Source organism: Cohnella rhizoplanae, assembly GCF_948329515.1.
Taxonomy (GTDB): domain Bacteria; phylum Bacillota; class Bacilli; order Paenibacillales; family Paenibacillaceae; genus Cohnella; species Cohnella rhizoplanae.
In genome coordinates, this window is record NZ_CAOJCN010000001.1 from 444,818 (window position 1) to 467,129 (window position 22,312).

The window sequence follows — 22,312 nt, forward strand, 5'->3', positions numbered from 1 at the left end:
GAGGGTCCCGCTTTTTAAAGGAGGACACGAAACCAATGGCTGCTTCAATCATTCACCATCGGGCGGGGCTGCAGCGGTTCAAGCGCCGCGCAGAAGCCGGCGAACCGCTCGCCGTCGCCTTTCTCGGCGGCTCCATCACCGAGGGAGCGGGCGCATCCGACGGGGACGCGACAAGCTGGCGCGCGCTCGCCGGCGCGTATCTCACAGCGCGGTACGGAGCCGAGCGCGTCACCTTAATCAACGCGGGCGTCGGCGGCACCGATTCGACCTTCGGCGCGGCGAGGCTGCGGGAGCATGTGCTGGACGCCGGGCCCGTCGATCTGCTGCTCGTCGAATTTGCCGTAAACGACGGCGAAGACCGCACAGAGTCGCTGCGCGGCATGGAAGGCATCGTCCGTCAATTCCGTCGGCTCGCGCCGACGGCCGACATCTGCTTCGTTTACACGGCGGCGGACAAAAATCTGACGCCGGGAGTCCCGTTCAATATCGCCGCGCATGAAGAGGTGGCCGAACATTATGCGATTCCGTCGGTCAACTTCGCAGCCGGCGTCCGGGCGGCGATCGACGCGGGGATGGCGGACTGGTGCGCGCTGGCCGGGGACCGCGTCCACCCGAACGACGAAGGACATGCGCTTTACGCGGCGTACATGCGCGGCTACCTGGCGGAGGCGCTGGAGCCGGAACGCCCGGGCTCCTGGCCGGAAGAAGAAGCGCATCGAGCCTTCATGCCGGATCCGCTCGAAGCGCGCAGCGGCGAATTCGCCGGCATGGCCGCGCCGGAAGAGGCGGACGCACGCGGCTTCGTCCGCGAATCGCTGGAAGGCCTGCCGCTGATGAACTGGCGTTACGACACGGCCCACTTGCGCGCTTTAAGCGATGACGCCGCTTTGACCTTCACGGTGGACGGCTGGCGCGCAGGCATCGTCCTGCTATGCGGTCCCGACTCGGGAAGCATCGAATATAGCGTCGACGGCGGGCCATTCCAGGAAGTCGACCTGTTCGACGAATGGTGCGAGATGGCCTATCGGCCCGTGCCGTTCTGGCTGCCCGGCCGCGAACGTCCGGCGCGGATGACCGTGTCGGTCCGGCCGACGGGGCGGGCTGACCCGCGCAGCAAGGGCGCGGAACTGCGCATACTGAAGCTGCTATCTTGCTGAGCGCGTTCCTCGGGCCGGGCATGGCGAACAATAAAACGGTGGAACGATAGATGCGTTGCCGTCCGTTAGGCCATATCCCGGCAAGGGGGAGCTCCGACGTGACCGGGGCGATGCCTCAATTCCCGCGGCTCGTCAGGAATGGGACCCCGCTTGACCACTAGATAGGAGGCAATCCGATGGGAGTACATAAAATAGGGGAAGAAACCGTTGGACCATTGTATGCGGACCGGCTCGTTTTCCGGCTGGAAGACTACGGCGCGCGGCCGGATTCCGGCACGGATGCGACGGTCGCGATGCGCAGCGCGATCGCTGCGGCCGCCGCAGCGGGACGGCCTGCGTTGGTGGCCTGCGGACCGGGACGCTACGATTTTTATCCCGCAGAGGCGACGAGGGCGCCTTATTTCATAACCAATACGGCAAGCGAAGCCGAGAATCCCGATATCGCGAAGACGATCGGCATTTATCTTAAGGATGTACGAGATCTGACGATCGACGGCGGCGGGGCGCTGTTCGTCTTCCACGGGAAGCAGACGATGCTAGCCCTCGACGGCTGCGAGCGGATCGCGATTCGCCGTCTGCGCTTCGATTATGCGGCGCCGACGGTGACGGAGGCGAAGGTGACCGGCGTCGGCGCGGACTGGCTGACGCTTGAGGTTCATTACGACAGCCGCTACGAGATAGACGGCGGCAAGCTGTATTGGACCGGGGACGGCTGGCGATTTTGCGACGGTCCGATGCAGGCATTCGACCCGGTTCGGGATACGACCTGGCGGATCGACAATTTATTAGAAGCGGCTTCTTCGGCAAAGGAAGAGGGGCCGGGCCGCGTTCTCTTGCGGTTCGATGCAGCCGGCGCAGGGATGCTGTCCGGCATCGAGCCAGGCTTCGTCCTGCAATGCCGCGACGGCATCCGCGACCAGGTCGGCGTATTCCTGCTCCACAGCCGGGACGTGACGATGGAGGAGGTCGGCCTGCACTTCATGCATGGGCTCGGCGTCGTCGGACAGTATAGCGAGCGCTTGACGTTCTCGCGGCTCACGCTCGCTCCGCGACCTGAGACGGGCCGCACCGTCGCCGCGTTCGCGGACTTCATTCATATGATGGGCTGCAAAGGCACGATCTCAATCACGGACAGCCGTTTTTCGGGCGCCCACGACGATGCGATCAACGTGCACGGAACTTACTTGCGCATCGAGGACAGGCTGGCGCCGGACCGGATTCGCGTCCGGTTCATGCATCCTCAGAGCTATGGCTTCCAAGCCTTCCGAGCGGGAGACGAGATCGAATTCGCCGGCGCCCGAACATTGACGGCGCTCGGTCTGGGTACGGTAGCGGCCGTAGAGCGGTTAAGCGAACGGTTGCTTGAATTGACGCTGGAGGAGCCGGCGCCCGAAGCGGTCGGCGAGGGAGACGTCGTCGAAAACGTGACCTGGACGCCGGAGGTACATATTGCCGGCAACCGGTTCGCGCGCATTCCGACGCGAGGAATCCTCCTGACATCGCGGCGACGGGCGGTCATCGAAAACAATACGTTCGAGCGGATGCGGATGAGCGCCGTATGGATCGAGGGCGACGCCTCGTCCTGGTTCGAATCCGGCCCGGTGCGCGACCTGACGATTCGCGGCAACCGGTTCGTCGAATGCGGCGACGCCGACTGTCCGGTCATCGCGATCGTCCCGGCGATTCCCGAGGCGGACGCGGAGCGCCCGGTACACCGCGATATCCGCTTGACGGACAATCGCTTCGAGACGCGGGATGCCCTCGCGCTGGAGGCGCATGGGACGCGGGGCCTTGCGTTCGTCGGGAATGAGATTCGCGCGGCGACGGCCGCAGGCTTCGGCAAGCCGGAGCATGCGATTCGGCTGACGGCCTGCGCCGAGACGGACATCCGGGACAACCGGTTGTATTTAGAATAAAACGGGTGATAGATCTGACGCACGGCATGTATCGTGTATGATAAAATGGAGCAAACGTTGAAAAGGGTGAGCCTATGCCGGACAATCCGCCGTCTCTAAACCGATACGTCCTAGCCGACGAGCTCTATGCGCTGCTCAAAAAACGCATTTTGTCCCATGAAATGTCCGCAGGAGATAAAATCAACATCGACAAGCTCGCGAGAGACCTCGGCGTCAGCAACATTCCGATCCGAGAGGCGCTCTCGCGGCTCTCCTCCGAGGGACTCGTATCCGTCGTCCCGTTCAAGGGCATGTTCGTGGCGGCGATGAACGTCAAAGACATCGACGAGATTTTCGAGATCCGATCGACGCTTGAGACGCTCGCCCTGCGCAAGGCGGCAGCCCGCATTCCGAAGGAACGTCTTAGCCTGATTCTGGCCGAGACGACGGTCGCGCAGGAGGGTGCGGAAGCGCACCAGGAACCCGCAAGCCGTATGTTTAAAATGAACGAAGGGCTGCACGGCACGATATTGGCTTATGCCGGCAACGACAATTTGCAGCGCATGGTCGTGTCGTTGATCGAACGCATCTACCGGTACTTGAACTTGCTGAACTTTACGATCGCGCTCGCGGACGAACGGGAGGAGCACGTCCAGATCCTGAATGCGCTGCTCGCGGACGACGCGGACGGAGCTGCGGCCGCATTGGAGCGGCATTTGCAGCGCGCGCGGCAGCGACTGCGCGACAGCTTTTCATCTTAAAATGGGAAGCGATTCCCCTTTACGTAATTAATCATGTATGATACTTTTAAAATCATACATGATTTATGATTGTAAAGAACCGGCTGCAACCGGAGAAAGGCAGGTCTGCCCATGCTGTTAAAGGAGAAGGTATGCCTCATTACCGGCGGCGCGTCGGGCATCGGCGAAGTGACCGCCCGGCGATTCGCGGCCGAAGGCGCGATCGTCGCGGTGGTCGATATCGACGCCGAAGGCGGGCGCCGCGTAGCGGATGCGATCGAGGCTGTAGGCGGACGGGCTTGCGCCGTGCGCGCCGACGTCTCGTCGGAAGCGGACGTCGCGGGCGCCGTGGCGGAGATCCTGCAGGCGTACGGCAGGATCGACGTGCTGCTCAACAATGCCGCGACGATCTTGCCCAAGCCGCTTGAGGACGTGAGCGAAGACGAGTGGACGCGCGTCATCGCCATCAACCTCAAGAGCGTGTACCTGACGATCAAGCATGCGATCCCCGCGCTGCGCCGCTCGAAGGGCAGCATCGTGAACATGGCCTCGCTGAACGGTCTCGTCGGCCAGAAGCAGAACGCGATCTACGCATCTACGAAGGGAGCGGTCATCGCGATGACCAAGTCGCTGGCGCTCGATTACGCGCCGGACGGCGTCCGCGTCAATTGCCTCTGTCCCGCCGGCGTCATGACGCCGCTGCTGGAGCAGTGGCGGCTCCGGCAGCCGGACCCGGACGCGACGACCCGGCTGCTGAACGACATGCATCCGCTCGGGCGGCCGGCCTCACCGGAGGAGATTGCGGATGCCGCCCTGTTTCTCGCCTCGGAAGGCGCCCGGTTCATCACCGGGGTCGCGCTGCCCGTCGACGGCGGCGCCTCGCTCGGTTATTAAGCAGACGGCACGGAGCCCGCGAGCGGACTTGCATGCCGCCTCGATCATACTTAGGAGGATTCCCATGAAAATCACAAAAGCCGAAAGCTTCATTTTGCACGTGCCGATCACCCCGCCCATCACCGACGCCATCAACGTCGCTTCGCACTGGGGCGTCACCGGCGTCCGCATCGAGACGGACGAAGGCATCGTCGGCTACGGCTATACCGGGACGACCGCGAAGGGGGACGAGATGATCGCCGATACGATCGACCGCTATTACGCGCCCGCGCTTATCGGCAAGGATCCCTTTATGGTCAGACGTATCTGGGATGAACTGCGGTTCGGTCCGATGCACTGGATCGGACGCGCGGGCATCGCGCACATGGCACTCGCGGCCGTGGACGTCGCGCTGTGGGACATCATGTCCAAGTCGGCCGGCAAGCCGCTCTGGCAGTACCTCGGCGGGCACAAGCCGGACAAGATCAAAGCCTATAACACGAACGGCGGCTGGCTCAACTGGAGCAAGGATCGGCTGATCGCGGACATGACGGCGATGCTGGAGCAGGGATTCACGGCGGTGAAAATGAAGGTGGGCAAGCCGGATCCGCGCGAGGACTTCGACCGGGTGCAGGCCGTCCGCAAAGCGATCGGCGACGAGGCGGGGCTCATGATCGACGTCAACCAGCAGTGGAACATCACGACGGCGATGACTTGGGGCAAAAAGCTGGAGCAGTTCGATCTGATCTGGCTCGAGGAGCCGCTCAATCCCGACGACATCCCCGGCCACCGCAAGCTGGCGGACGAGCTCAACGTACCGATCGCGCTCGGCGAGCATGTGTACAACAAATACGCGTTCCGCGATTATATCGCGCAGGGCGCCGTCGAATACGTTCAAGTGGACGTGACGCGGGTGGCCGGGGTGACCGAGTGGCTGCAGGTGGCCGGACTGGCCGCCGCGTACGACCTGCCGATCTGCCCGCATGTCGGCGATATGGGACAGATTCACCAGCATCTCGTGGCGGCCACGCCGAACGCCGTCATGCTCGAATACATTCCGTGGATCCGCCATATTTTCGAGGAGCCGATCGAGGTGGCGAACGGATTCTACAAGCTGCCCGAGCTGCCCGGCGCGTCCACGACGATATTGCCCCGGTACTTCGAGGAGTATCGCGTTAAATAAGCGGTCGCGGAGCCGAGGCTTGCGCGTTGCCGCATCGGGAGGAGCGACTTGGCCATGAGAGCAACGCATCCGGAAGCGCAGTGGTTCGATGAAGCGAGATTCGGCCTTTTTATTCACTGGGGACCCTACTCTCTGAGGGAGATCGAAGCGTCGTGGCCGCTCTTGGACAAGAGCGACAAGGCGATCGGCGTCGAGGCATACGAGGCCCTGGCCGACGAATTCAATCCCGATCGCTACGACCCCAAGGCTTGGGCGCGCGCGGCGAAGGAAGCGGGCGCCAAGTATGTCGTGCTGACCGCCAAGCACCATGACGGTTTTTGTCTGTTCGATACGAAGACAACGGATTATAACGCCGTACGGCGAGGTCCGAAGCGCGACCTGATCGCGCCGTATGTTGAGGCGATGAGGGAAGCGGGACTGAAAGTCGGTCTCTATTTTACGACGATCGACTGGCACGACTCAGACTTCGCGACGATTCCGATCGCGCCTTGGCTGGAGTCGCCCAAGCCCAACGCGTACGATCCGCTGCGTTGGTGGTCGTTTCACCAGCGCTTCATGGAGCAGCTTCGGGAACTGCTGACAAATTACGGACGAATCGACCTGATATGGTTCGACGTGCCCGGGTTCGGCGCGGACCGCTGGCGCAGCCGCGAGGTGAAGCGCATGATGCTGAATCTGCAGCCGCATCTCGTCATCAACGACCGGCTGCCAGACGCCGGCGATTATGAGACGCCCGAGCAGTTCGTGCCGCTGCATCCCCCGGAGGAATGGTGGGAGACGTGCATGACGATGAACCATCAGTGGGCGTACCATTCGGACCCCGATACGTACAAGCCGACTGTAGCGCTGCTCGATACGCTGCTCGAGGTCACGGCCAAAGGCGGCAATCTGCTTCTGAACGTCGGTCCGCGTCCGGACGGGACCTGGCCGGAACCTGCCCTTGCGCGGCTTGATGCGATCGGCGCCTGGCTGCGGCATTCCGGAGAGAGCATTTACGGCACGCGAAGGACGCCGGAGCACTTTCCCCCGGCGTTCTACGGTCCGACGACCGTCAAGGACAACATCGTCTATTTGCACGTCAGGGATATCCCCCGATTCCCCCTCGAGCTGCGCGAGATCGGCGGCGGGGTGCGCGGCGTCCGGTTGGTCAGGACGGGAGAGCCGTTGAACTACCGGACGGAGGTGATCAGCGGGTTCGCGGGAGGCGTCGACGGGCATCACAGCGTCCAGCGACTCTCGATCGATCTGCCGGCCGCGCTGCTGGACGAATGGAACACGGTCGTAGCGGTAGAGTTCGAGGAACGTCCCGTATGGCCCGCCAGACGCAGCTGAATTCGCGACGCTTAAGCGGTCGCTATTCGCTCCATGACGTCCTCCACAGACGCATCGGGCGGCCATGCGAGGCTGATCGTCGTGCCCTTGCCCGGCGCGGACCGCACCTCGATCCGCCCGCCCATCGCCTGGACGAGCGTCTTGGCGATCGCCATGCCGAGTCCGCTGCCTTCCGGCGCACGGTCGGTGTCCGTGCCGCGATAGTACCGCTCGAACAGCAGGCTTGCCGTCTCCGCATCCATGCCGATTCCGTCGTCGCGGAAGTCGACCCGCCAGCCGCCGCCCGGCGTCTCGCGCAGTTCCACGGTCAGCCGCGTTTCCGGCGGGTTGTGTATCATCGCGTTGGCGACGAGATTGACGACGACCCGGCTGAACCAAGGCGCATGGATCCCCGCGACGATCGGCCGCGCTGGCGTCAAGCACCGCACGCGAGCGCCGCCGTACCCGGGGTGGGCGGCGGCGCTTTGCACGCTCTGCGCCAGCAGCTCGCCGATGTCCGCCGGCTCGAGCGCCGCCGCTCCCGCGTCGTGTCTGAGCCGGTAGGTCAGCGCCAGGTCGTCGATCAGGCGATCCATATAGGCCGGACGGTATCGCGGATAATAAGCCGGTGGGCAGGGTCAACGCCGAGCAGCCGGCGGGCAACATGGTCGCCATTCGCCATGCGAACGGCGAGATCACGACCCTGGCGCATTTGAAAAGGGGCTCGGTGAAGGTGAAAGCCGGGGATCGCGTAGCGGCGGGCCAACCGATCGGGCAGTGCGGCAACTCGGGCGAGTCGACGGAGCCGCATATGCATATCCAGACCGCAGCGGGAGGCGAACCCGCGTCAGCCGGCTCTATACAGATGTACTGAACAGGCGGACTCGATCTAAGACCGGGCGTCGTCGTGAACGGCGCCGCAAAGGAGGGGCAGGCATGAAGATGATCGCGAAGCGTACCGTCTTGGTCGACGGCAAAAGAACGGAATATGCGCTCGACGGTCGCGGTACGCCGGCCATCGTGCTGATCAACGGCGGCGGCGGACCGATCGAAGGCTGGCATAAGGTCTATCATGCATTAGCGGAAAAGTCGGCGGTATTCGCGTATAACAGGGCGGGTATCGGGAAAAGCGCGAAGCCGGAGGGCCCGCAGGATGGGGAGACGATCGTGGCGGCGCTGCGCGGCGCATTGAACGCAGTCGGCGTGAAGCCCCCCTACTTACTCGTCGGTCATTCGCTGGGGGGACTATATGCGAATTTGTACGCGAGGCTGCACCCGGAGGAGACGGTCGGCGTGGTTCTGCTTGAAGCGAGCCACCCTGGCGATCTAGCCATCGGCGAGCTGCAGAGCGGGGCGGTGAGAGGGGCGAACAAGCTGCTCCGGTTGATGGATGCGTTGATTGGGCGCCGCAAATGGCATGAGACGAACGAGGTGGCGCAGACCGCGGCGCAAATCGCGCGCGCGGGCGCTTTTCCCGACGTTCCGCTCGTCGTCGTCAGCGGGGGCAAGCGGCCGCCGATGATGCCGGAAGCCGTCTATGACGTTCGCCGAGACAATCAAACGGAACTCGCCCGGCTGAGCGCCCGCGGCCGGCAGATCGTCGCCGCGGGCAGCGGACACTTTCCCCAGTTTTCCGAGCCGGCGCTTGTCGTGTCCGCGATTGAAGACTGCCTGGAGGAGGCGCGGTCGCGCCAGAATCGAGAGGTGGCGCAACGGATTTAAGCCTTTTTGACGACGCTCGGGAGCGCGCGTACGATAGATTCGTCGGGCGTGATGAACAGCGTCTTCTGGCCGTCGTAGATGACGAAGCCAGGTTTCGCGCCGTTCGGCTTGCGCACGAGACGGATCTTGGTATAGTCGACCGGCACGAGGCTCGATTCCTTGCCTTTGCTGTAGTAGGCGGCCAGCATGGCGGCTTCCTTCAGCGTCTGTTCGCCGAATTCGGCTGCGCGGATGAGCACGTGGGAGCCCGGCATGTCCTTGGTGTGGAGCCAAGTATCGCTCGGCTGGCCGAGGCGGTTGGTGACATAATCGTTTTGCGTATTGTTTTTGCCTACATAGATCGGCACGCCCTCGCTGGACGTATAGCAGAGGATGGCGGGCCGGTCGTTTTTCTTTTTGCCGCGGTCGCCTTTGCGGCCGCCGCGCGCGCGAATGTAGCCTTGCTCCGTCAGCTCGGCGCGGATCTCCTCGATGTCCGCGGGCGTCGCCGTGTCCAGCCCCTGGAGCACCGAATCGAGATAGGCGATCTCGCGTTCCGTCTCGTCGATCTGCTCGGTGACGACCTCGCGGCTGTTTTTCATTTTCGTGTATTTGCGGAAATACCGCTGCGCGTTCTCGTTCGGCGTCAGCAGCGGGTCCAGCTGCACGCGGACCGTCGGCTGGTCTTCCTCGTAATAATCGGTGACCTCGACCTGCTTATCCCCTTTGCTCATCGCATACAGATGCGCGGTCAGCAGCTCTCCGAGCCTTCGGTACTTGTCGGCGCCCTCGGCGTCTTCCAGCGTCTGGCGCAGCTTCTCCAGCTTTTTGACGTTTTTGGCCGTCTCGTTCTGCAGGAGCCGGGTCAGATCGACGGTGCGCTGACGGACGAGATCGCGCTCGGCCTTGTCGATGTAATAGGCCTCGAGACATTCGTTCATCGACGTATAGGCGCGCCGCTCTCCCGGCACGTGCGTCAGCTCCAGCGCGTGGAACTGGGTGCGTCCCGACGGCTCCAGGACGATCGCCGGCGCGTAGCGTTGCGCTTTGGCGTCCGCCATCAGCGCGGCGAAGGCGGCGGGAACGGCTTCTGCGCTGCCGCCTGCTCGGAAGACGATCTCTTTGGCCAGCAGCGGGCTCAGGCCCGTGAAGGCCTCGACGAGCGCGCCGGGCAGCGCGGTGCCGGCGGCAGCCGCGGAAGCCGCCGCGTGCGCCGCGTGCGCCGCGTCCTGGGCCGACGCTTCGAGCGGGTTCAACTTATCCTGCGCCGGCGGCGGAACGTACCGCGCGCCGGGCAGCACGACCCGGTAGCTGCTGATGGCGGGCGTGACGTGCCGGATGCTGTCGTGCACGACGCCGGTGGCCGGGTCGAGCAGCACCAGGTTGCTGTGGCGGCCCATGATCTCGAGGACGAGCCGCTTCAGCGACAGATCCCCGAGCTCGTCGCGATGGCGCACGTCGATCTCGACGATGCGCTCGGCGCCGAGCTGGCGCACGGCCTCGACGATGCCGCCCTCGCAGTGTTTGCGCAGCAGCATGCAGAACATCGGAGGCTCCTGGGGGTTGGCCCAGGGCTGTTCCGTATAATGAAGCCTAGGCATGGAAGGGTGCGCGGACAGCAGCAGCTTGCGGCCGAAGCCCTGGCCCCTGATATGCAGCACGATCTCATGCTCCGTAGGCTGGTAAATCTTGGCGATGCGGGCGCCGGCGATCTCCTGCAGCTCGTGGACGAGCGCGCGCGCGACGATACCGTCGAGTGACATAAAGGCATGACTCCTGACCGATGCGTATTTATGAATTTCCGTTTCTCTATGATGCCACATCCGGTGCCAAAGGGAAAGGCGGCCGCCTCAAAGCATTAACTAGGCCGCAACATGCTGATTCCGCGAGGAGATAGGTGCATTTGGACATTAACTCGGTCACCTCATGCCGATTCTGCCCCGAGATAAGTGCATTTGGACATTAACTCGGCCGCCTGATGCCGACTCCGCCCCGAGATAAGTGCATTTGGACATTAACTCGGCCGCCTCATGCCGATTCCGCCCTGAGATAAGTGCATTTGGACATTAACACGGCCGCCTCATGCCGACTCCGCCTCGAGATAAGCGCATCCGGACCTATTCTTGCTCTCTTTCACAGCCCCACCAACCGGACAGCTTATCATGTTCGTCTCCAGAGGCCGCGGACAAGGGGATATTTCCGGGCTTGGCCGAATAGACATAAGCTAGTAGGCTGTCCGGCTTCGTCCGGAGGGCGATATCCGGGAGGAGGAACCCGTCGTGGAAGGGAAGGCCTGGCATCAGCTAAGCGAAGACGAGCTAGCGGTATTGCTCCAGACGAATACGAAGGAAGGCCTGGCGCCGAGCGCCGCGCAGGAGAGGCTGGCGGGACACGGCAAGAACGAGCTGGCGGAGAAGCGCAGGGAGTCTCCGATCAAGCTGCTGCTCAATCAATTCAAAGACTTTATGGTGCTCGTGCTGGCGGGGGCGACGGTCGTGTCCGGCTTGCTCGGCGAGATGCTCGACGCGCTCACGATCATCGCGATCATCGTATTGAACGGCTTGCTCGGTTTCTACCAGGAATTCAGGGCGGAGCGCTCGCTGCGCGCGCTGAAGGAGCTGTCGGCGCCCCATGCCAAGGTCGTGCGCGGGGGCAGCCTCGAGGTAGTGCCCGCGAGCGAGCTGGTGCCCGGCGATCTCGTCGTGCTCGAGAGCGGAGACCGCGTGCCTGCGGACCTGCGCCTCGTGGAGAGCAGCCAGTGCACGATCGAGGAGGCCGCGCTGACCGGGGAGTCCGTACCGGCCGCCAAGCACGCGCAGCCGATCTACGCCGCGGAGATGCCGCTCGGCGACCGCAAAAACTGCGCCTATCTCGGCACAATGGTAACGCGCGGAACCGCAAAAGGCATCGTCGTGCGCACGGGCATGGGCACCGAGATGGGCAAGATTGCCGACCTCATCCAGCAGACGGACGAGGCGGAGACGCCGCTGCAGCACCGGCTGGAGCAGCTCGGCAAGATTCTGATCGTCGTCGCGCTGGCGCTGACCGTGCTCGTCGTCGTCGCGGGCGTGCTGCATGGACAGCCGATGTACGGCATGTTCCTGGCGGGCGTCAGCCTCGCCGTCGCGGCGATTCCCGAAGGGCTGCCCGCGATCGTCACGATCGCGCTGGCCCTCGGCGTGCAGCGGATGATCCGCCGCAAGGCGATCGTACGCAAGCTGCCTTCCGTCGAGACGCTGGGCTGCGCCTCCGTTATCTGCTCCGACAAGACGGGGACGCTCACGCAGAACAAGATGACCGTCACCAGAGTATGGACCGGCGGCCGGGAGATCGAAGTCACGGGCGAAGGATACGGTCCGGCCGGACAGCTGCTGGAGCGCGGCACGGCGGTCGACGTCAAGGGAGACGCCTCGCTGCGCAGACTGATTCAGGTCGCGGCGCTGTGCAACAACGCCGAGCTGGCAAGAGCCGATCGGGGAGCGGACGCGCGCGGTCGCAAGACGGAGCGCGAGGAGGACGAAGCGGCCGAAACGGCCGACTGGCAGGTAAAGGGCGATCCGACGGAGGGGGCGCTCCTGGCGCTCGCGGCCAAGTCGGGGCTGCCGCGCGCCTCGCTCGAAGCGCTGTACCCGCGCGTGAAGGAATTTCCGTTCGACGCCGACCGCAAACGCATGTCGGTGCTCGTGTCGCATCAGGGCGGCCGCCTCATATGCAGCAAGGGCGCTCCGGATCTGCTCGTCGATCGGTGCGCGTACGTCCTGTGGGACGGGAAGGTCGTGCCGTTCACGGGGACGCTCAGGCAGAAGGTGCTGCGCGCGAATGAAGCGATGGCAAACGAGGCGCTGCGCGTGCTTGGGTTCGCGTACCGCGACGCCAAGGGCGGCGAAAATTGCGACTCCGAGGATGAAGCGGAGGAGGGTCTCGTCTTCGTCGGCCTCGGCGGCATGATGGATCCGCCGCGTCGCGAGGTGCACGATGCCATCGTCAAGTGCAAGGCGGCCGGCATCAAGACGGTGATGATCACCGGCGACCATCAGATGACCGCCGAGGCGATCGCGCGCACGCTGGGCATCCTTCCTAGGGACGGTAAATCGGTCAGCGGCGCGGAGCTGGCGGGCATGACCGACGATCAGCTCGATAAGATCGCGGACGACATCTACGTTTACGCCCGCGTCTCTCCCGAGCACAAGCTGCGCATCGTGCAGTCGCTGCAGCGCCGCGGCCATGTCGTCGCGATGACCGGCGACGGCGTGAATGACGCGCCGGCGGTCAAGGCGGCGGACATCGGCATCGCGATGGGCATTACCGGCACCGACGTGACCAAGGAAGCCTCGGCGCTCGTTCTCGCCGACGACAATTTCTCGTCGATCGTCGCCGCAGTCGAAGAAGGCCGGGGCATCTATGAGAATATCCGCAAGTTCATCCGCTATTTGCTGGCGTCGAACGTCGGCGAGATACTCGTCATGTTTTTCGCGATGATGGCCGCTCTGCCGCTGCCGTTGATCCCGATCCAGATCCTATGGGTCAATCTGGTCACGGACGGCCTGCCCGCGATGGCGCTAGGCGTCGACCAGGCCGAGAGCGACCTGATGCGGCACAAGCCGCGCTCGGCCAAAGAGAACATATTCGCGAGGCGCTTAGGATGGAAGATTATCAGCCGCGGCGTGCTGATCGGCGCCTGCACGTTGGCCGCGTTCGTCATCGCGCTCGGCGGACGGGACGCGGACGCCGCCGCGCTCATCCACGCGCAGAGCGTCGCCTTCGCCACGCTCGTCATGGCGCAGCTGATTCACGTTTTCGACTGCCGGAGCTCCCGCTCCATTTTCCATCGCCGATTTTTCGAGAACAAGTTCCTTGTCCTGGCGGTGCTGTCCTCGCTGCTGCTCCTGCTCGCCGTTCTATATTTCGAGCCGCTGCAGCCGATTTTCAAGACGGTGCCGCTCAATCTCCGGGACTGGGCGCTCGTCTTCGTAGCTGCCGGCATTCCGACGTTCGCAATGGGGATCGGCAGCGTGTGGGGCTCCTCGCGCCGCCGCTCGGGCGGACGCGCCTCCTACGGGGGCTCCGGCCGGGTCAAGACCGTCGTCCGCTGACCGCCTTCATCTGTCGCATCTTCATATCTTTTCGAAGCCTGCTCCGATCGCGCATCCGGCGTGAAGGAGCAGGCTTTTTCATATCGCTCCGCGACTTCTACGTCATGCTTGCGGCCTGCGTAAAAGTACAAACAAAATTGCGATTCCTGTATGCGCAGGAAGCACGCGTTGCGGTATGATAGGGACACTGGAAGGACAGGTCTGACCGGAAAATTTCATACAGGAGGGCTAATCCTATGCAATTTACGAAAATGCACGGCCTCGGCAACGACTTCATCGTGGTGCACGGCGAGCAGGCGCTACCCGCGGACGCGGCGGAGCGCGCGGTGCGTCTCTGCAACCGATTCTTCGGCATCGGCGCCGACGGTCTCGTGTACATCCTGCCGTCCGATAACGCGGACTTCAAGATGCGCATCATCAACTCCGACGGATCGGAAGCCGAGCAATGCGGCAACGCGATCCGCTGCGTCGCCAAGTACGTATACGACAACCGTCTGATCGAGCGGTCCGAGATCACGATCGAGACGCTGGGGGCAGGCGTGCAGCCCGTACAGCTCGAGGTCGAGGGCGGCCTTGTTCACCGCGTGCGCGTCGACATGGGCGAGCCGATCCTGAACGGTCTCGACGTGCCGACGACGATCGACGCCAACCCCGTCATCGGCCAGTCGGCCATCGTCGACGGGCGCGAGTTTAAATTCACCGCCGTCTCGATGGGCAATCCGCACGCGGTCATCTACGTGGATGACGCGGTCGGCTTCGACCTGGCGACCTGGGGGCCGAAGCTCGAGACGCACCCGCTGTTCCCTCGCAAGATCAACGTCGAGTTCGCGAAGGTCAACTCGGCCGAGCAGGTCGACATGCGCGTATGGGAACGCGGCGCGGGACCGACGCTCGCCTGCGGCACCGGTGCCTGCGCGACCCTCGTCTCCTCCGTGCTGAACGGGCTGACCGGCCGCGCGGCGACGATCTCTCTGGCCGGCGGCGACCTGTTCATCGAGTGGAACGAGGACAACAACCGCGTCTACATGACCGGTCCGGCCGCAGCGGTGTATACGGGCACGGTCTGATTATCGCGGCAGATCGCGCATGGCGCGGCATCCGCTTTTTCCAACGCAAGAACCCGGACGCGTCCGGGTTCTTCTTCTTTACGGGAGGCCCGCGACAGATGCGCCTAGAACGCGAAGGCCATTTTCGCGCGCGGAGAAGTATGCTACATTAGATAGAACGATTTAACGTCATTCATTCATGCCATAGATAGGATGGGAAGCCTCTTGAAACCGGATTTGCGCACAGCGCTCAGCCAGCGGCCGCTCGTCGGGGACGGCGCGATGGGTACGTACCTGTACCAGCTCGGATTCCCGATCGGCGTCGCGTTCGAAGAATATAACCTGATCAAGCCCGAGATCATCGTCGAGGTGCACCGCCGGTACGCGGAGGCCGGCGCGGAAGTCCTCGAGACCAACACGTTCGCGGCCCAGTACGGTAACCTGGCGCGGTTCGGCCTTGAAAAGCGGACGGCGGAAATTAACGCGGCCGGCGTCGCGCTGGCGCGGCAAGCTGGCGGCGAGGCTGCCTACGTGCTTGGCGCGGTCGGCGCGATCCGGGCCGGACAGCGCAAGAACGCGCGCACGGCCGAGATAACGCGGGACTACGAGGAGCAGATCGGCGCGCTCGTCGGCGCCGGCGCGGACGGCATCCTGCTCGAGACGTTCTTCGAGCTCGACGAGCTGATGCTGGCGCTGCGGATCGCCCGCAGGCTGGGCGACCTGCCGGTCCTCTGCCAGTTCGCCGTGGACGATCCAGCCTTCACGCGCGACGGCGTGCCCATGGGCGAGGCGTTGAGACGGCTGAAGAACGAGGGGGCGGACGTCGTCGGGTTCAACTGCCGGAGCGGTCCCAACGGCATCCTGCGCGCGGTGCAGAATATTCCGCTGGATCTCGGGCTGCCGCTCAGCGCCTTCCCGAACGCCGGTCTGCCGGATTACGAGGACGGCAAAGTCGTGTACTCCGCGACGCCCGCCTACTTCGGCGAGAATGCCAGGACATTCGCGGACAACGGCGTGCGCCTGATCGGCGGCTGCTGCGGAACGACGCCGGAGCACGTCCGCGCGATCGCGGAGGCGCTGCAGGGCTACGTGCCGTCCGCGACCAGCTCGCTGCGGCCCGCGACGGCCGCGGAGGCGCCGGCGGTGCCTGCCCGCCAAGCGACCGATACCGCATCGGAGGACGGCGATCAAGAACCGGCCAACATCGTCGAGCTCGTCCGCAAGCGCCACACCGTCATCGTCGAGCTCGACCCGCCCAAGGACCTGGACATCGGCCGCTTCATGGCCGGCGCCGCGGCCCTCCGCGACGCGGGCGCGGACGCGCTGACGCTGGCGGACAATTCGCTGGCTGTCACGCGCATGAGCAACATGGCGCTCGGCGCGCTCGTGCAGGAGCGGGTCGGCATCCGCCCGCTCGTGCACATCGCCTGCCGCGACCGGAACCTGATCGGCACGCAGTCGCACATGATGGGCTTCGATGCGCTTGGCATCGACCACGTGCTGGCCGTGACCGGAGACCCGGCGAAGTTCGGCGATCTGCCGGGCTCGAGCTCGGTATACGATCTGACCTCGTTTGAGATCATCAAGATGATCAAGCAGTTGAACGAGGGCGTCGCCTTCTCGGGCCGCGCGCTCAAGCAGAAGGCGAAGTTCGTCATCGGCGCGGCGTTCAACCCGAACGTCAAGCATCTGGACAAGGCCGTGCAGCGGCTGGAAAAGAAGGTAGCGGCAGGCGCCGACTACATCATGACCCAGCCGGTGTACGACGCGGAGCTGATCGAGCGGATCGCCGAGTCGACGAAGCATCTGAATGTGCCGATCTTCATCGGGATCTTCCCGCTGAAAAACGGGCGCAACGCCGAGTATATGCACAACGAGGTACCCGGCATCCAGTTGTCCGACGCCGTCCGCGAGCGGATGCGCGGTCTTGAGGGGCCGGAGGGATGGGCCGAGGGAATCGCCATCGCCAAGGAGCTGCTCGATACTGCGATGAAGCATTTCAACGGCATCTATCTGATGACGCCGTTCCTTAATTATGAAATGACGGCAGAGTTAACGCGATACGTCAGGGAGAAAAGCGGCGCCCATGCCGATAATTGCGGCTGCGCCTCTTGTCCGACTTCCGATTATCAAGTAAAATGAATCAATATGGCCTGCCGAGGACCGGACGAAGCTTCAGCCGGGAGCGGCCAGCGTCAAGCGTAATTCCATCGATTGCGGTATGCGGGAACGCGCGGATGGCAACAATGGTGCCTATCCGGCGTCTTGAAGCCGCTGCCAGCAAGACATGGACCGGAGGGAATAGTGGCATGGCGATCAAGCTGATCAACATCGGATTCGGCAATATCGTATCGGCGAACCGGATTATCTCCATCGTGAGTCCCGAGTCCGCGCCGATCAAGCGGATCATTCAAGAAGCGCGCGACCGGCATATGCTGATCGACGCGACTTACGGCCGCCGCACGCGCGCCGTCATCATTACGGACAGCGATCATGTCATCCTGTCCGCGGTCCAGCCGGAGACGGTGGCGCATCGCCTGTCCACCAAAGACGACGAACATGACGAGTGAATCGGGGAAGTCCATGAACAGAGGTTTGTTGATCGTATTGTCCGGCCCGTCGGGCGTCGGGAAGGGCACCGTCTGCGCCGCGCTGCGCCGCAAGCTGCCGGACCTGACTTACTCCGTGTCGGCTACGACCCGGTCGCCGCGGGCCGGAGAGGTCGACGGCGTCAATTATTTCTTCAAGTCGCGCGAGCAATTCAAGGACATGATCGAACGCGACGCGCTGCTCGAGCATGCCGAGTACGTGGGCAACTACTACGGCACGCCGCGGGATTTCGTGGAGAAGACGCTATCGGAGGGCAAGGACATCATTCTCGAGATCGAGGTCCAGGGAGCCGTCAAGGTGCGGGAGAAATTTCCCGAAGGCGTCCTCGTATTCCTGCTTCCGCCATCGTTGCAGCAGTTGAAGGACCGGCTTACGGGTCGCGGCACGGAGACGCAGGCTACCATCGATCATCGCCTGTCCGTTGCCGTCGAAGAGATGAATCTTCTCGAGCACTATGATTACGCGGTGGTCAATGACGAGATCGACGCGGCTTGCCGCAGGATCGAGAGCATCATGATCGCCGAGCATTGCAAGCGCGAACGGTTCCTGCACGATCTTTTCGTCGAGCTCGAGGGCTTGCGGGAAAAACAGAACATACCGGAGAGGTGACTAAATGCTTTATCCATCCATTGACGAGCTCGTCCGCAAGGTTGACAGCAAGTACACTTTGGTCGTCGCGGCTTCCAAGCGCGCGCGGTCGCTGCGCGAAGGCCAGACGAGCAAGCTGCACGCGCCCAAGTCCCACAAGGTCGTAGGCGTTGCGCTCGAAGAGATTTTCAAGGACTACATTACGGTCGAAGCGCTCACCGATGAGGACCGCACAGACGAAAAGTACGAAAATCAAGGATAAACCGGATGCAAACAACCCTTCGAGGTTGTTTTTTTTTCAGAATTATCAGGGAGGGGCGCTCTACATGACACATTCGCTCTCGGGCAAGACCATCATACTCGGCATTACCGGCGGGATCGCGGCTTACAAGGCGGCTACGCTGTGCAGTCGCCTCGTCGGCCTGGGCGCGAGCGTGCGCGTCATTATGACGGAGGGCGCGACGAAGTTCATCGCGCCGCTGACGTTGCAGACACTGTCGCGGCATCCGGTGGCGACGGACGTATTCGACGAACGAGATGCCGCAGTCGTGCAGCATATCGATTGGGCAGATGCCGCGGATCTCGTCGTGGTGGCCCCGGCCACGGCCAACAGCATTGCGAAGCTGGCGCACGGGATCGCCGACGACATGCTGAGCACGACGCTGCTTGCGGCGACGGCGCCCGTGCTGATCGCGCCCGCGATGAACGTCCACATGCTCGCGCATCCGGCCGTACAGGACAACCTGGATACGCTGGCAAGGCGAGGCGTCCGGTTCATCGAGTCGGGCACGGGCCAGCTTGCCTGCGGGTACGTCGGCAAGGGCAGGCTCGCGGAGCCGGACGAGATCGTGCAGGCCGTCGTCGAACTGCTGGCCGGCCCCAAGCCGCTCGCCGGCAAGCGCGTGCTCATCACGGCCGGGGGTACGTTGGAGCGGCTCGATCCGGTGCGCTACATCACCAATGATTCGTCCGGCAAGATGGGGTTCGCGCTCGCCGAGGAGGCGCGCGCGCTGGGCGCCGAGGTGACGGTAGTGTGGGCTCGTACGGAGCTGGACCCGCCGCCGGTCGCCGAGGTCGTCCGCGTCGAGTCCGCGCAGGAGATGTACGACGCCGTCATGGCGCGGCTCCCGGCCATGGACGTCGTCATCAAGGCTGCGGCTGTCGCGGATTACCGTCCGGTGCAGCGCGAGAAGGTCAAGATGAAAAAGGGCCCCGATAAGCTGACGCTGGAGCTCGTGCGCAACCCGGATATCCTGCAGGCGATCGGGGATTGGAAGCACCAAGGCGGCGGCGCCGGCACGGGCAAGCCGTACGTCGTCGGGTTCGCCGCCGAGACCGGCGACGTGGAGGGCTACGCGCTGGACAAGCTGCGGCGCAAACGCTGCGATCTCATCGCGGCGAACGACGTGTCCGAACCGGGCGCGGGCTTCGGCGCGGATACGAACATCCTGAGCCTGTTCGGCGCCGAAGGCCTCGTCGAATCTCTGCCGCTCCTGTCCAAGCGCGAGGCGGCCGGCCGCCTCTGGCGGATCGTGCTCTCTCGCGCGCCCGGGCTGCGCGCAGGCGAGGGCGACGGCGGAGGTCCTCGGGCATGAACGTCGCCAGAGTCAGCGTGGACGTGCCGACGCGGGATGCCGACCGGCCGTTCGATTATGCGGTACCCGACCACTTGGAAGGATGGATCGAAATCGGCAGCCGGGTGGCGGTGCCCTTCGGCGGCCGTACGCTGCAGGGCATCGTGCTGTCGCTGCCCGAGGACTCCGAGGTCGACCGCCGGCGGCTGAAGCCGATCGCGGACGTGCTCGACGCCGTGCCGCCGTTGTCCCCGGAGCTCGTGGAGCTGGGCATCTGGATGAGCGAGCGCTGGCTCTGCCCGCTCACCGTGGCCCTGCAGGCGATGCTGCCGGCCGCGCTCAAGGGCAAGACGGAGAAGTATATATCGGCGTCGCCGAACGCCGAGTGGTCGCCGCTCGACCGCTTCGAGCAGCCGGAGCTGCTGGAGGCGCTGGAGCGGCATGGCGCGCTCAAGCTGTCCCAGCTGCTGCAGCAGCACCCCGAGCGGGCCGCCGCGGTCAAGCGCTGGCTAGCCGAGGGCAAGCTGGAGGAGCGTCAGCAGGTCGAGGACCGCTTGGCGGTCAAGACGGTACTGACGGTGATCCCGCCTTCGGAGGCCGAGCTGCGCAGCGCGCTGCTGGCGCTTCCGAACCGGGCGGCCAAGCAGCGGGACGTGCTCGCGTACCTGCTGGCGAACCGCGAGCCGATCGCGCAGCAGGCGCTGGCCGAGGCGGCCGGCACCACGACCGCGGTCATCCGCAGCCTCGCGGACAAGGGACTCGTGGAGCTGGCGCCGGTGACGGTGGAGCGCGATCCCTACGCGGGACGGCGCTTTGCGCCATCCGAGCCGCTCGCGCTGACGCCCGCGCAGCAGCAGGCGTTCGCGCCGATCGCGGACGCCGTCGACCGCGAGGCTCACCGGGTGTTCCTGCTGCACGGGGTGACGGGCAGCGGCAAGACGGAGCTGTATCTGCAGGCGATCGACAAGGCCCTGCGCCAAGGGCGCGAGGCGATCGTCCTCGTGCCGGAGATCGCGCTCACGCCACAGATGGTCGAGCGTTTCAAGAGCCGCTTCGGCGCGCAGGTCGCGGTGCTGCACAGCCGGCTTTCGAGCGGCGAGCGCTACGATGAATGGCGCAAGATCCGCGAACGCCGCGCCACCGTGGCGGTCGGCGCGCGATCGGCCGTGTTCGCCCCTTTTACGCGGCTGGGCCTGATCATTATCGATGAAGAGCACGAGACGACCTACAAGCAGGAAGAAAGTCCGAAGTACCACGCGCGCGACGTCGCCGTCCGGCGCGGGCAGCTTCACGGCGCCGCGGTCGTGCTCGGTTCGGCGACGCCGTCGCTCGAGACGTACGGCGCGGCGCTCGACATCGCGCCCGGCATCGGGGGACGCGGCGAGGAGATCGCGCCCGTGTACGTGCCGCTGCCGGAGCGGGTGGCCGACCGGCCGCTGCCGCGCGTCAGCATCGTGGACATGCGCGAAGAGCTGAGACTCGGCAACCGCGCGATGTTCAGCCGTTCGCTGGCGGAGGCGCTGCGTCTGCGGCTCGAGCGTGGCGAGCAGACGGTGCTGCTGCTCAACCGGCGCGGCTACGCGACGTTCGTCATGTGCCGTTCGTGCGGATATACGGCTGCGTGCCCGCACTGCGACATCGCGCTTACCTACCATCGCGGCTCCCGCAATCTGCGCTGCCATTACTGCGGTTATTCCGAGCGGGAACCGGAGGCATGCCCGTCTTGCGCCAGCCCGCACATCCGCTTCTTCGGCACGGGGACGCAAAAGGTGGAGGAGGCGCTCGCGGCCACGTTTCCAGGCATCCGCGTCATTCGGATGGACGTCGACACGACGACGGAAAAGGGCTCCCACGAGCGCTGGCTGACGGAATTCCGAGAACGGCGTGCGGATGTGCTGCTCGGCACGCAGATGGTCGCCAAGGGGCTCGATTTTCCCCATGTGACCCTCGTCGGCGTGCTCGCGGCGGACGCCGCGCTGCGGCTGCCGGACTTCCGGGCGGCGGAGCGCACGTTCCAGCTGCTGACGCAGGTGGCGGGGCGGGCCGGAAGGCACGAGCTCCCCGGAGAGGTGATCATCCAGACGTACGAGCCCGAGCACGAATCGATCGCCTCCGTCGAGCGTCACGACTTCAGGGGATTCTCGCACCAGGAGCTCCGGCACCGCCGCGCGCTCGGCTATCCGCCGTACGGACGGCTGCTTACGCTCACGCTTACGCACGAGCAGGTGCCGCTGCTGCTGTCCATGGGACAGACGTTCGCCGCCAAGGTGAGGGAGCGCGCGGCGGCCGCGGGCATCGCGACGGACGGCAGGGTCGGCCGGGGCGGCGTCGCCGTCGAGGTGCTGGGGCCGGTGCCGTCGCCGCTCGCGCGCCTCAAGGATCGCTACCGTTTTCAATGTATGATAAAATATCAAGGAAATCCGGATGTCCCCGGCTGGACGGCCGAGGTGCTCAAGGAACTGCAGGAGGGCGCGAAGCGCCACGGCGTGCAGCTTGGCGTGGACGTCGATCCGCAGATGATGCTGTGAGCGCGCATGCATG

The 22,312-nt window shown here is 64.5% G+C and carries 18 protein-coding genes; 16 read left to right on the forward strand and 2 right to left on the reverse strand.

Annotation, left to right across the window (positions count from 1 at the left end; translation table 11 throughout):
• Positions 1-35 precede the first annotated feature (35 nt).
• The 6 genes from PQG80_RS01975 (at position 36) to PQG80_RS02000 (ending at position 7,180) form a co-directional block, all read left to right on the forward strand.
• Positions 36-1,157, forward strand: coding sequence for an SGNH/GDSL hydrolase family protein (locus PQG80_RS01975; protein WP_271749444.1), 1,122 nt, complete (start codon positions 36-38; stop codon positions 1,155-1,157).
• A 176-nt stretch (positions 1,158-1,333) separates the two neighbouring features.
• On the forward strand, positions 1,334-3,073 hold the full coding sequence (locus PQG80_RS01980; RefSeq protein ID WP_271749445.1) for a right-handed parallel beta-helix repeat-containing protein: 1,740 nt from the start codon (positions 1,334-1,336) through the stop codon (positions 3,071-3,073).
• 74 nt (positions 3,074-3,147) lie between these two features.
• On the forward strand, positions 3,148-3,813 hold the full coding sequence (locus PQG80_RS01985) for a GntR family transcriptional regulator (RefSeq protein WP_271749446.1): 666 nt from the start codon (positions 3,148-3,150) through the stop codon (positions 3,811-3,813).
• A gap of 111 nt (positions 3,814-3,924) precedes the next feature.
• A complete protein-coding gene (locus PQG80_RS01990) occupies positions 3,925-4,686 on the forward strand; it encodes an SDR family NAD(P)-dependent oxidoreductase (RefSeq protein ID WP_271749447.1) in 762 nt (253 codons plus the stop codon).
• 64 nt (positions 4,687-4,750) lie between these two features.
• Complete coding sequence (locus PQG80_RS01995) at positions 4,751-5,848, forward strand: mandelate racemase/muconate lactonizing enzyme family protein (protein WP_271749448.1); 1,098 nt, start codon at positions 4,751-4,753, stop codon at positions 5,846-5,848.
• A gap of 54 nt (positions 5,849-5,902) precedes the next feature.
• The gene (locus PQG80_RS02000) at positions 5,903-7,180 is read left to right on the forward strand and encodes an alpha-L-fucosidase (protein WP_271749449.1); all 1,278 of its coding nucleotides are present in this window, start codon (positions 5,903-5,905) and stop codon (positions 7,178-7,180) included.
• An 11-nt stretch (positions 7,181-7,191) separates the two neighbouring features.
• Here the strand turns inward: PQG80_RS02000 and PQG80_RS02005 are convergent, their stop codons facing one another.
• Positions 7,192-7,755 (reverse strand): sensor histidine kinase, encoded by a 564-nt coding sequence (locus PQG80_RS02005; protein ID WP_271749450.1) that lies wholly within the window; start codon positions 7,753-7,755, stop codon positions 7,192-7,194.
• Positions 7,756-7,787: 32 nt separating this feature from the next.
• Here PQG80_RS02005 and PQG80_RS02010 point away from each other — a divergent pair, with 32 nt between their 5' ends.
• Both PQG80_RS02010 and PQG80_RS02015 read left to right on the forward strand, forming a co-directional pair.
• On the forward strand, positions 7,788-8,033 hold the full coding sequence (locus PQG80_RS02010) for a M23 family metallopeptidase (RefSeq protein ID WP_271749451.1): 246 nt from the start codon (positions 7,788-7,790) through the stop codon (positions 8,031-8,033).
• 62 nt (positions 8,034-8,095) lie between these two features.
• Positions 8,096-8,881 (forward strand): alpha/beta fold hydrolase, encoded by a 786-nt coding sequence (locus PQG80_RS02015; protein WP_271749452.1) that lies wholly within the window; start codon positions 8,096-8,098, stop codon positions 8,879-8,881.
• Here PQG80_RS02015 and PQG80_RS02020 read toward each other — a convergent pair.
• On the reverse strand, positions 8,878-10,623 hold the full coding sequence (locus PQG80_RS02020; protein ID WP_271749453.1) for an Rqc2 family fibronectin-binding protein: 1,746 nt from the start codon (positions 10,621-10,623) through the stop codon (positions 8,878-8,880). The genes PQG80_RS02015 and PQG80_RS02020 overlap by 4 nt on opposite strands.
• Before the next feature lie 516 nt (positions 10,624-11,139).
• On the opposite strand from PQG80_RS02020, the gene PQG80_RS02025 reads away from it, so the two are divergent.
• The 8 genes from PQG80_RS02025 (at position 11,140) to priA (ending at position 22,299) form a co-directional block, all read left to right on the forward strand.
• Complete coding sequence (locus PQG80_RS02025; protein WP_271749454.1) at positions 11,140-13,953, forward strand: calcium-translocating P-type ATPase, SERCA-type; 2,814 nt, start codon at positions 11,140-11,142, stop codon at positions 13,951-13,953.
• A 236-nt stretch (positions 13,954-14,189) separates the two neighbouring features.
• Entirely contained in the window at positions 14,190-15,020 is an 831-nt protein-coding gene (gene dapF, locus PQG80_RS02030) for a diaminopimelate epimerase (protein ID WP_271749455.1), read from the forward strand.
• Between the two features lie 204 nt (positions 15,021-15,224).
• Complete coding sequence (locus PQG80_RS02035) at positions 15,225-17,141, forward strand: bifunctional homocysteine S-methyltransferase/methylenetetrahydrofolate reductase (protein ID WP_271749456.1); 1,917 nt, start codon at positions 15,225-15,227, stop codon at positions 17,139-17,141.
• A gap of 167 nt (positions 17,142-17,308) precedes the next feature.
• On the forward strand, positions 17,309-17,569 hold the full coding sequence (remA, locus tag PQG80_RS02040) for an extracellular matrix/biofilm regulator RemA (protein WP_027084220.1): 261 nt from the start codon (positions 17,309-17,311) through the stop codon (positions 17,567-17,569).
• 13 nt (positions 17,570-17,582) lie between these two features.
• Entirely contained in the window at positions 17,583-18,218 is a 636-nt protein-coding gene (gene gmk, locus PQG80_RS02045) for a guanylate kinase (RefSeq protein ID WP_271749457.1), read from the forward strand.
• Between the two features lie 4 nt (positions 18,219-18,222).
• The gene (rpoZ, locus tag PQG80_RS02050) at positions 18,223-18,459 is read left to right on the forward strand and encodes a DNA-directed RNA polymerase subunit omega (protein ID WP_271749458.1); all 237 of its coding nucleotides are present in this window, start codon (positions 18,223-18,225) and stop codon (positions 18,457-18,459) included.
• 64 nt (positions 18,460-18,523) lie between these two features.
• Complete coding sequence (gene coaBC / locus PQG80_RS02055; RefSeq protein ID WP_271749459.1) at positions 18,524-19,792, forward strand: bifunctional phosphopantothenoylcysteine decarboxylase/phosphopantothenate--cysteine ligase CoaBC; 1,269 nt, start codon at positions 18,524-18,526, stop codon at positions 19,790-19,792.
• A complete protein-coding gene (gene priA, locus PQG80_RS02060) occupies positions 19,789-22,299 on the forward strand; it encodes a primosomal protein N' (protein ID WP_271749460.1) in 2,511 nt (836 codons plus the stop codon). The genes coaBC and priA overlap by 4 nt, the downstream gene beginning before the upstream one ends.
• Positions 22,300-22,312: the final 13 nt, after the last annotated feature.

Coding starts and splice junctions, on each gene's coding strand:
- PQG80_RS01980 (WP_271749445.1), top strand. CDS start 1,334: ATGGGAGTACATAAAATAGGGGAAGAAACCGTTGGACCATTGTATGCG.
- PQG80_RS02015 (WP_271749452.1), top strand. CDS start 8,096: ATGAAGATGATCGCGAAGCGTACCGTCTTGGTCGACGGCAAAAGAACG.
- PQG80_RS01990 (WP_271749447.1), top strand. CDS start 3,925: ATGCTGTTAAAGGAGAAGGTATGCCTCATTACCGGCGGCGCGTCGGGC.
- remA (WP_027084220.1), top strand. CDS start 17,309: ATGGCGATCAAGCTGATCAACATCGGATTCGGCAATATCGTATCGGCG.
- priA (WP_271749460.1), top strand. CDS start 19,789: ATGAACGTCGCCAGAGTCAGCGTGGACGTGCCGACGCGGGATGCCGAC.
- PQG80_RS02005 (WP_271749450.1), bottom strand. CDS start 7,755: ATGGATCGCCTGATCGACGACCTGGCGCTGACCTACCGGCTCAGACAC.
- PQG80_RS01975 (WP_271749444.1), top strand. CDS start 36: ATGGCTGCTTCAATCATTCACCATCGGGCGGGGCTGCAGCGGTTCAAG.
- PQG80_RS01985 (WP_271749446.1), top strand. CDS start 3,148: ATGCCGGACAATCCGCCGTCTCTAAACCGATACGTCCTAGCCGACGAG.
- rpoZ (WP_271749458.1), top strand. CDS start 18,223: ATGCTTTATCCATCCATTGACGAGCTCGTCCGCAAGGTTGACAGCAAG.
- gmk (WP_271749457.1), top strand. CDS start 17,583: ATGAACAGAGGTTTGTTGATCGTATTGTCCGGCCCGTCGGGCGTCGGG.
- PQG80_RS02020 (WP_271749453.1), bottom strand. CDS start 10,623: ATGTCACTCGACGGTATCGTCGCGCGCGCGCTCGTCCACGAGCTGCAG.
- dapF (WP_271749455.1), top strand. CDS start 14,190: ATGCAATTTACGAAAATGCACGGCCTCGGCAACGACTTCATCGTGGTG.
- PQG80_RS01995 (WP_271749448.1), top strand. CDS start 4,751: ATGAAAATCACAAAAGCCGAAAGCTTCATTTTGCACGTGCCGATCACC.
- PQG80_RS02000 (WP_271749449.1), top strand. CDS start 5,903: ATGAGAGCAACGCATCCGGAAGCGCAGTGGTTCGATGAAGCGAGATTC.
- coaBC (WP_271749459.1), top strand. CDS start 18,524: ATGACACATTCGCTCTCGGGCAAGACCATCATACTCGGCATTACCGGC.